The sequence below is a fragment of the Pseudomonas borbori genome (assembly GCF_900115555.1).
In the GTDB taxonomy this organism is placed as follows: Bacteria; Pseudomonadota; Gammaproteobacteria; order Pseudomonadales; family Pseudomonadaceae; genus Aquipseudomonas; species Aquipseudomonas borbori.
The window spans coordinates 1-7,729 of record NZ_FOWX01000066.1 but is presented as its reverse complement, the minus strand read 5'-3'; the positions used below and the strand labels follow the sequence as shown (position 1 = coordinate 7,729).

The window sequence follows — 7,729 nt, the reverse complement described above, 5'->3', positions numbered from 1 at the left end:
CGTTGAGGACTATGAAGCGCTACTGCCCTGGAACCTGAAGGCGATTTAAAACCAAACTGCCTGAACTGGGTAGATGGGGTTTATGGAGCGTTTTCTGCCATTGCTTTTGGGTATGTAGATGCGTCGCAGTGGTTGGGGCCGATAGCCCCGCTGCTATAACGCCTGTACTCCCTTCGATTTGGCCGCGGGAGTTGACCAGATCTTGCCGACAACTCCCGGTGTCCTCTTGCCTCTATTCTCCGCCACTGGTTTCACGGCCAACATCTTCGAGTCAGCAGTCGCTGCTGAGCTCAATCTGATATATCCCGCCTGCGGAGGCTGAGGCAAACTTCCACCAGCAACAAGCCGGTCAGGCCATGGCGGCCTGACTTAAACGAAACGGCCTCCACAAATGCCGGGGCGATTAACTTTGGCTCTGTTCGCGTTCATCGTGGGTTGGCTAGACTGAAATCAATACAGCCAGCGGGAGGGGTGCATGATGGAGAGCAAGGCATTCCAGTCATGGTTTTCTCAAGTCGCCAGTCTGACCGTAAAGCAGCGCGCTCAGGTTCGGCAGGCGCTGAATCAGCCGCCCCGCACATCCCTGGCTGTCGAAGTTGTGAATCAGCGCGCCTCCGAGGTGTTGGCCTGCCCGCATTGCCACTCCGGGCATATCCACGGGTGGGGCAAGGAAGCTGGTCTGCAGCGCTATCGCTGCACGAGTTGCCATAAGACATTCAATGCGGCGACCGGAACGCCGTTGGCCCGACTCAAGCGTAGCGATGCTTGGCTGGTTTACGCTCAAGCGATGGTCAATGGCCTCAGTGTGCGCAAGGCCGCTCAGGAGGCTGGCGTGCATCGCACCACGGCCTTTCGCTGGCGCCACCGGATGCTGGCGCTTCCCGCTAGCGAAAACGACACCGAGCTGTCGAATATCGTCGAAGCTGACGAGACCTACTTCCTGGAGTCATTCAAGGGCAAGCGCAAGCTGCCACGCCCGGCTCGACATCGTGGCGGGAAAGCCCGAAAGCGTGGCCTGTCGGCCGAGCAAAGACCGGTACTTGTCGCCCAGGATCGGCAAGGCAAGCATTACGATGCTGTCCTGCCCAAGGTGGATAAGCAGACGCTCGGGAGCCTGCTCTCGCAACTGTTGACCCCCGAGTCGGTGTTATGCACCGATGGTGCAGGCGTCTATCGCGCCGTCACCAAGGCCGAAGCCATCCCGCATGAATCGTTGAACCTGGCGCAGGGCACGAGGGTCAAGCAACGCGTCTTTCATCTCCAACATGTGAATGCCTACGACTCGCGCTTGAAGCAGTGGATGCGCCGCTTCAACGGCGTCGCCACCCGATATTTGCCAAATTACCTGGGTTGGCGGCGATTGCTGGAGCGTGCAGGCAAAGACATCGGCCCAGAGGCGTGGATTCGGCATGCGGTGGGGTAACCCACGACGAACGCGAACAGAGCCTTCCTTTTTTGGTGCCCACTGCCATGGTCCTGTCGTGGTCTGGACACCGGGTACGACTGGGATCCCTGGTAGCGCTTTACATATCACAATTTATTTTGTAGCCTAGCGTATAGTATGTATCTGAATAGAAATTAAAGAAGGGCACCATTCCCCTAGACCGCGAGGCACAACATGGTTGCTTTCATCAAATCCCTTTTCCGGCCAAAGCTCGCCAGAACCGTTTCGGTGCAACCTTTTGGCCGCCACTTTGATATTCGGGGCAGCGAAACCATCCTTGAGTCCGCCCTGAACAACCAGGTGCCCTTCCCGCACAATTGCACAGTTGGCACCTGCGGAGCCTGCAAATGCCGGCTAGTTTCCGGGAGAGTCAAGGCCATTACCGATTTTGGCTATACCCTCTCCAAGCAAGAGATAGAGGCTGGATATATCCTTGCCTGCCAAGCGGTTCCACTCGATGAAGAGACCACCATCGAGATTGTCAGCAGCGGCATCAATGCACCGCCCCCAGAAACTTTCACTGGCAAGATCTCACGTACTGAAGCCCTTACGCATGACATTATGCGGGTCGAACTCAAGCTAGACCGCCCCTTACAATTTGTCGCCGGCCAATATGCAAACATCAAGCATGCCGCAGTGGAGCGCAGCAGAAGTTACTCTTTCGCAGATGCCCCGGAACAGAAAGGCTCGGATAAGATCACTTTCATGATCCGTAAGGTTCCCGGTGGAGAATTCACCGAGGCTTTGTTCGCTGGCAGCCTCACCGACCTGTCCTTTGATATCGAATCACCTCACGGCGATTTCTATTTGCGAACCAGTACCGCCCCGATGATCTGCATAGCCGGCGGTAGTGGCCTCGCTCCCCTGCTGAGCATTCTTGAAGACGCCAGGAAGAAACGGGTCGAACGTTCCTGTACCGTACTGTTTGGTGCCCGTACCACGGCAGACCTCTACGCACTTGACCAGATTGCAACCATCGGCCAAGGCTGGAAAGGCCACTTCAATTTCATTCCCATACTTTCACATGAACCCGAAGACAGTCCTTGGGCTGGCGCGCGCGGCTTGGTGACCGAGTCCATCATCCCAAGCCTGAACAGAGAGCCGCACGACAAGGCCGAAATGTATATGTGCGGCCCCCCCGGCATGATCGACCGCGCCATTGAGGTAGCTACTCAGCACGGCCTCGGTCTTGAACAAATTCATTACGACAAATTTACCGATCAGAGCACCGCAGCTCCGCGATAAACATTGAATAAGAACTAGGAGTTTTCCATGTCAGAATTTATTTACCAAGGCTGTAAGACACAATCGCTTATCGGCGGCAAATGGATAAACGCCTACTCCGGGGAAACCATCGATGTTGAAGACCCGGCCACGGAAGAGATCATAACCAGCATCCCCCGTTGCGGTGTGGAAGAAGTCAACGAGGCTGTACGTGTTGCTCGCCTGGCATTTGAATCAGCCACGTGGTCGCGCATGCGCCCAATTGACCGCGGCCGACTGCTTGAGACCATTGCCCGCAAAATAGAAGACCATGCCGATGAGCTCGCTATGCTGGAATCTATTGATACCGGCAAGCCACTGGCACATGCCAAGATGCTGGACATCCCTTCAACCATCGAAGTGTTCCGCTACATGGGTGGTTGGTGCAGCAAAATGCACGGTGAAACCCTGCCAGTATCCTTTGATGGCCGCGAATACCATGCCTACACAAGACGCGATCCAGTAGGTGTTGTGGGGACTATTACCCCATGGAACTATCCGCTCGCCATTGGCGCCTGGAAGATCGCGTCCGCACTCGCTGCCGGTTGTACCGTAGTCATGAAACCGGCCGAGCTGACTTCACTCAGCACTCTGCGTTTGGCTGAGTTGTGCCTGGAAGCGGGCTTGCCGGAAGGTGTGCTCAACGTGGTGACGGGCTATGGACATGAAGTGGGCAAGGCCCTGGCCCTGCACCCCGGCGTCAACAAGATTGCCTTCACCGGCTCCACGGCGGTGGGCAAGCAGATTGCCGAATACTCCTTGGGCAATATGAAGCGTGTCACCCTGGAATTGGGCGGCAAATCTCCCAGCGTCGTGTTCGAAGATGCCGACCTTGAGCGTGTAGGCCTGGGCGCCGCACTGGCCGTATTCTTCAACTCGGGCCAGATCTGCTTTGCCGCATCACGCCTGCTGGTGCAGGAAAAGGTCTACGACAAGGTAGTAGAAGCCGTTGCCGAAGTAGCCAAGAGCTTCAAGCTGGGCAATGGCCGCGATGCCGACACCATGCTCGGGCCGCTGGTCTCGCGCAAGCAACAAGAGCGTGTACTCGGCTATTGTGCCTCGGGCGTCGAGCAGGGTGCGGAGCTGGTAACCGGCGGCAAGCGCCACGGTGACAAAGGTTACTTTGTTGAGCCCACCGTGTTCGCCAGTACCAACCCATCCATGAAGATTGTCCAGGAAGAAATTTTCGGCCCGGTTGTCAGCATTATGCCGTTCAAAGACATGGATGATGCCCTGAAGTTGGCAAACGACAGCGTTTACGGTCTGGCAGCCAACGTCTGGACCAAGGACATCAACAAGGCCCACAAGATGGCCGCCCGTCTTGAGGCTGGCTCAGTGTGGATCAACTGCCACGGCATTATCGATGCTGCAGCCCCCTTCGGTGGCTTCAAGCAATCCGGTTGGGGCCGTGAAGTATCAGCAGAAGGTCTCTACGCCTACACGGAAACCAAAGCCGTCTGTGCATTGCTCGACTGATCCGCAATTTCGGCTCCAGTGCATGGCGGCGGGTTGCCTGGTCTGGCAACCCGCCCGTGTAGCAGCATGACGACTTTCATCGAGGCTCAATCATAATGACAATAAACAGCTTGCAACCTACCCGAGCTAATGCCGCAGTACTCCGTTCTGTTGGCGGGCCCTTTAAAATTGAACCGGTCAGCATCAGCGCCCCTATAGGTGATGAAGTGCTGATCAGAGTTGTCGGCGTGGGTGTCTGCCACACCGATGTTGTTTGCCGTGACGGCTTCCCCGTTCCTCTGCCTATTATTCTCGGCCACGAAGGTTCGGGCGTCGTAGAAGCCGTTGGCGACCAAGTGAAGAACCTTAAGCCCGGCGATCATGTAGTCCTTTCCTTCAACTCTTGCGGCCATTGCTATAACTGCGACCATGATGAGCCAGCCAGTTGCGTGCAAATGTTGCCGCTGAACTTCGGTGGTGCAGAGCGCGTCGGAGACGGCACCATTCTGGATAGCGAAGGTGGCAATGTACGTGGCATGTTCTTTGGCCAATCCTCTTTCGGCTCCTTTGCGATTGCCCGCGAGATCAATGCGGTCAAGGTCGACAAGGACCTGCCCCTTGAGCTGCTCGGCCCCTTGGGTTGCGGCATTCAGACAGGCGCAGGGGCAGCCATCAACTCGCTGGGCCTGCAATCCGGCCAATCGTTTATCGTATTCGGCGGTGGGGCCGTAGGGCTCAGTGCGGTCATGGCGGCGAATGCCCTGGGTGTCAGCCCCCTGATTGTGGTAGAGCCCAATGAGTCCCGGCGTGAGCTGGCCAAGGAACTGGGGGCTACCCATGTATTTGATCCGTTCAACACAGCGGACCTGGTCGCCAGCATTCGTGCAGTCCTGCCGGGTGGCACCAACCATGCGCTGGATACCACGGGCCTGCCCAAGGTCATCGCCAACGCCATCGACTGCATCATGTCCGGCGGGAAACTCGGCCTGCTCGGCATGGCCAACCCTGAGGCAGCCATTCCGGCGACCCTGCTCGACCTGTTGAGCAAGAATGTCACCCTCAAGCCCATTACCGAAGGCGATGCCAATCCGCAGGAATTCATTCCGCAGATGCTGGCGCTTTATCGCGAAGGTAAATTCCCGTTCGAAAAGCTGATTACCACCTTCCCTTTCGAAAGCATCAACGAAGCCATGGAAGCTGCAGAGACCGGCAAGGCCATCAAGCCTGTTCTGACACTCTGACCCGCCGTCCTCCCGCCTGCACGCGCAACATAATATGCAGGCGGGGTCTTTTCCGTACTGACATGCCTTTTAGGCAGAGTCTGCACGCGCAAAAGCATCACTCTGGGACTGTCAGGTTATTTGTTCCCAATCAAACCGTATCAGGATGCCGGCATGAATCATTTGTCCGTTAGAGCAAAACTGATCTCCCTGATAATTATCTCCATTCTCTCTATTGGTTTCGTCAGCCTGTCTGGTTGGGTTGGGCTTCAGCGCGTGGTGACGGCCATGCATTCCATCAGCGACCAGAACCTGGCAGCAGTCAGGCTGATTGGACTCATTCGTAGCGGCCGGCTGGAGTCAATCGTCTCCGTACAGGAAGGGGCAGCATGGAAAATCAATCAATTCGAATCACTCTTTGATGATGAAGAGGAACTGATTTCTGAAGGTCGCGCGGTTTTCCAAAACATACTTGAGCGCTTTACAGAATCAAGCAATGCCGCAGCCCTCGCCTACCAGCAATATGATCAGTTGCCCAAAACTGCAGCCCAGGCTGAGCTATGGGACTCAATCAAGCCCATGTGGGAGGATTTCTCCCTCAATGATGATGAGCGCCAGATCGAGGTTACCCGGGCGCTCAGCAATGCCAATCAGTGGCCAGAATTTCGCATCTTGTTCAAGGAGTATGAAGTCTACGCGTCACGCTGGGCCATTTCGTATGCCAACCTCGATATACCGTTGAGCCAACTTGCCGGCGTCAGTGTTCAGGATGCCGAAACTTCTCAAGCCGATGCCAAGCTGGCGGTGCGAACCGCAACACAGGTGACCATTGCTGCGGTGGTTATCGCCGCTATTCTGCTATGTATCATTGGCGTGACCATTGCCCGAAGCATTCTCACACCCTTGGATTCAATGCGTGCTGTAATTAGCAGGATTGCCGATGAGAATGACTTTTCAATTCGCGTACCTGTTTCGGGCAAGGATGAGCTTGCGAAAACGGCCAGCTCGCTGAACACCTTGGTTGAGCGCGTACATAGTTCATTACGTGAAGTGCGCGACTCCGCGATTGTTATCGATGACTCATCCCACCAGGCCGCCAATATCGCGTCCCGTGTTGCCTCATCCTCCCAGTTGCAAAGTGAAACAGCCCAGTCAATGGCCACGGCTATTGATCAAATGCTGGGCAATATCGTTCAGACCCATGAGGGCGCGCGTGATGCGCTTGGACGGTCAAAACTAGCCAACTCCGCAGCTATTGCAGGCGCCGATGTCATTGGCCGCAGCGCCAAGGAAATGCAACGTATCGCTCAGGAGATTGAAATTGCCGGTGACACCGTGACAGCCCTCGACGAGGAGTCCAGTAATATCTCCAGCATCGTCCAGGTCATCCAGGCCATCGCTGACCAGACCAACCTGCTTGCTCTCAATGCAGCCATTGAAGCCGCGCGCGCAGGTGACCAAGGCAGGGGCTTTGCCGTAGTCGCGGACGAAGTCCGTTCATTGGCTCAACGTACGTCCATTTCTGCACAGGAAATCGATGACAAAGTTGCTTCCATGCAACGTTCAACCACCCTAGCGGTGGAAAAGATGCAAGCGGTTATGACCAGTGCTGAAGGGGGGCGCAGGCTATCAGAGGAAGCCGCTCGGCATATTGACGAGATTCAGGACTACACAACCCTGGCCGCCCAGTTCATCGAGCAGGTCTCTGGGACCATCGCAGAACAAAATAGGGCTACCAGCCATATTTCAGAACGTGTAGACGCAGTTGCTCGTATGAGTGAAGAGAACTGCAATGCAGGCAGTTTGAGCGCGAGCATATCAAATGACCTGGACCGAGCTGCAAATGCTCTTAGGGTTACGGTGGACCGCTTCAAGGTATAGCGCGGAGAAAATGTCGTCCCGGGAGGGGCCGCATGATGTACTGAGACCGCTAGCATAGCGGTTTCATTGTAAGCGCTCCATAAACCCCACCTCCCACTGGTGGGGTTTTGCGTTTTACAGTGACGTCGTTGGCTTGCTGCTCCACGGCAGCAGCGCTTCGTAGCCTTCAACGCTGTTGATCAGCGGCAGGCGCTCGAGGACATGACGCAGCCAGGCATAAGGCTCCCAGCCGTTGGCCTTGGCGGTTTCGATCAGGCTGTAGAGTTGGGCGCTGGCGGTTGCACCTTTGGGCGTGTCGCTGAACAGCCAGTTTTTGCGGCCGATGACGAAGGGCCGGATGGCCCGCTCGGCTGCATTGTTGTCGATCGGCAGGTGGCCGGCCTCGATGTAGCGTTCGAGTCGGCTCCAGTTGCTCGCCAGGTAGTTCACTGCTTTGCCCAGGGCGTTCTGCGCCGTGACCTGCAGC

The 7,729-nt window shown here is 56.2% G+C and carries 6 protein-coding genes and 2 pseudogenes; 6 read left to right on the top strand and 2 right to left on the bottom strand.

The window, feature by feature from the left end; translation table 11 throughout:
- Window positions 1-153: 153 nt before the first annotated feature.
- Window positions 154-264, bottom strand: a complete 111-nt coding sequence (locus BM315_RS25170; protein ID WP_244527372.1) for a reverse transcriptase N-terminal domain-containing protein — start codon at window positions 262-264, stop codon at window positions 154-156.
- Between the two features lie 214 nt (window positions 265-478).
- On the opposite strand from BM315_RS25170, the gene BM315_RS23560 reads away from it, so the two are divergent.
- From BM315_RS23560 to BM315_RS25620, 6 genes and pseudogenes are all read left to right on the top strand, one after another.
- Window positions 479-1,423 carry an IS1595-like element ISPbo1 family transposase gene (locus BM315_RS23560; RefSeq protein WP_425287803.1) on the top strand — a complete coding sequence of 315 codons (945 nt, stop codon included), beginning with the start codon at window positions 479-481 and terminating at the stop codon, window positions 1,421-1,423.
- Window positions 1,424-1,618: 195 nt separating this feature from the next.
- Complete coding sequence (locus BM315_RS23555; protein ID WP_090506070.1) at window positions 1,619-2,689, top strand: 2Fe-2S iron-sulfur cluster-binding protein; 1,071 nt, start codon at window positions 1,619-1,621, stop codon at window positions 2,687-2,689.
- A gap of 27 nt (window positions 2,690-2,716) precedes the next feature.
- A complete protein-coding gene (locus tag BM315_RS23550; protein ID WP_090506068.1) occupies window positions 2,717-4,183 on the top strand; it encodes an aldehyde dehydrogenase family protein in 1,467 nt (488 codons plus the stop codon).
- Window positions 4,184-4,389: 206 nt separating this feature from the next.
- Complete coding sequence (locus BM315_RS23545; RefSeq protein ID WP_244527371.1) at window positions 4,390-5,403, top strand: NAD(P)-dependent alcohol dehydrogenase; 1,014 nt, start codon at window positions 4,390-4,392, stop codon at window positions 5,401-5,403.
- Between the two features lie 153 nt (window positions 5,404-5,556).
- Window positions 5,557-6,405, top strand: a pseudogene (locus BM315_RS25625) (HAMP domain-containing protein); the annotation flags it as partial.
- A gap of 267 nt (window positions 6,406-6,672) precedes the next feature.
- Window positions 6,673-7,263: pseudogene (locus BM315_RS25620) on the top strand (methyl-accepting chemotaxis protein); the annotation flags it as partial.
- 114 nt (window positions 7,264-7,377) lie between these two features.
- On the opposite strand, the gene BM315_RS23535 reads toward BM315_RS25620, so the two are convergent.
- Window positions 7,378-7,729: IS66 family transposase (locus BM315_RS23535; protein WP_141124026.1), on the bottom strand; the 352-nt coding region annotated here is incomplete at its 5' end.